Source organism: Thiohalocapsa halophila, assembly GCF_016583825.1.
Lineage (GTDB): Bacteria > Pseudomonadota > Gammaproteobacteria > Chromatiales > Chromatiaceae > Thiohalocapsa > Thiohalocapsa halophila.
Genome location: NZ_NRRV01000205.1, coordinates 1 through 1107 on the forward strand (window position 1 = coordinate 1; position 1107 = coordinate 1107).

Genomic DNA, 1107 nt, shown 5'->3' on the forward strand with positions numbered 1-1107 from the left:
CTCTGGAAGGCCCACCTCCCCGCGTGTCTCCAAAGTTTACCGGGCAGCCCGCCGCGTCAAGGGGTACTCCATCCGCTTGTCGGGTGGCCCCGGCGTCGTTCGAGACGCCGGCGGTTGCCTGCCCGCCGGCGCTGCCCCGCAAGATCGGTACAGGCCACCCGACAAACGGACGGAGCCTCCCCCCTTGACCCAGCGGGCAACACCCGGTGGCGAAGAAGACACACGGGGCGGATGGGCCGCTCCGGTGCATCGACGGAGGCAGACATGGCCGACAACAAGGTTCGCATCTGGGCAATCGATCCTTGGGGCAACGGGCAGTGCGTGAGCGACTGGCTCGATGAAGCAGCCGCGGAAGACGTCGTCCGGTGGCTGCGGCTGCATTGGCCGCTCGCGTCCTACGAACTGGAGCCGGCGCCGGCCGAGCACGATCCGGAGCTGGAGCGGCTGGTTTCGGCGCTCGGCTACTGAGGACCCCGCAGCCCAGGGACGGGCTTCACCACCGGAGGCTCCCATGTTCTCGATCGCACGCTCCCGCGCCCTGATCGCTCCGGGGCGCGGCTTCGACGCCCGTCCGCTCGCCGCACCCTGGTGGCGCTCGCTGGTGGGTCACGCGCTGCTCGCCGGCGCCCGGCGCTGGCGGATCCGGGCCAGCGCCCGCAGCTTCTCCGGCGCCGTGCTCGTCGTCGGCTTCGACTGCTGCGGCAGCGCCGTCGCCTTCGCCGCGGCCTGGTCCTGGTGGGTCGGCTGCGCGCTCGCTCTGCGCCGGCGCTCGGCGGGCGGCACCGTGCTCTGGGCCGTCTCGGTCCCGGTGGCCTGGCCGGGCGGCCGGGGCTCAGGGCCCGGCGGCAGCGGCGGGCAGGTCTGGTGGGTCTCGCAGTAGGCTGCTCGCCCGGGCGCAGGGATGCGCCTTGCTCCGGGGCGACCGGCGCCTAATGACGAGCCTGCGCGCGAACCGGAGCGCCGCCCCGCGCGAGCGCGGCGCGGCGAGCCGTGAGGATCTCCGAACCGCGGCGAAGCGGAGGCGCTGCCCAGTCAGCCCCGCGGCTCTGCCGTGCCGAGCGCGAGGCCGCGCCAGAAGCCCGCCGCCGGGCCGCGGGGCTGACTGGG

At 74.5% G+C, this 1107-nt stretch carries 2 protein-coding genes; both read left to right on the forward strand.

All coding sequences use genetic code 11. The annotated features are described in order from the left end of the window. Nucleotides 1-264: 264 nt before the first annotated feature. Nucleotides 265-468 (forward strand): hypothetical protein, encoded by a 204-nt coding sequence (locus tag CKO31_RS26000; RefSeq protein ID WP_200243788.1) that lies wholly within the window; start codon nt 265-267, stop codon nt 466-468. Between the two features lie 43 nt (nt 469-511). Continuing rightward, nucleotides 512-880: a hypothetical protein gene (locus tag CKO31_RS26005; RefSeq protein WP_200243791.1), complete on the forward strand. Its 369-nt coding sequence runs from the start codon at nt 512-514 to the stop codon at nt 878-880. Nucleotides 881-1107 lie beyond the last annotated feature (227 nt).

Bases quoted from the DNA above. Each gene is read 5' to 3' on its own strand.
- CKO31_RS26000 (WP_200243788.1), top strand. From the start codon at position 265: ATGGCCGACAACAAGGTTCGCATCTGGGCAATCGATCCTTGGGGCAAC.
- CKO31_RS26005 (WP_200243791.1), top strand. From the start codon at position 512: ATGTTCTCGATCGCACGCTCCCGCGCCCTGATCGCTCCGGGGCGCGGC.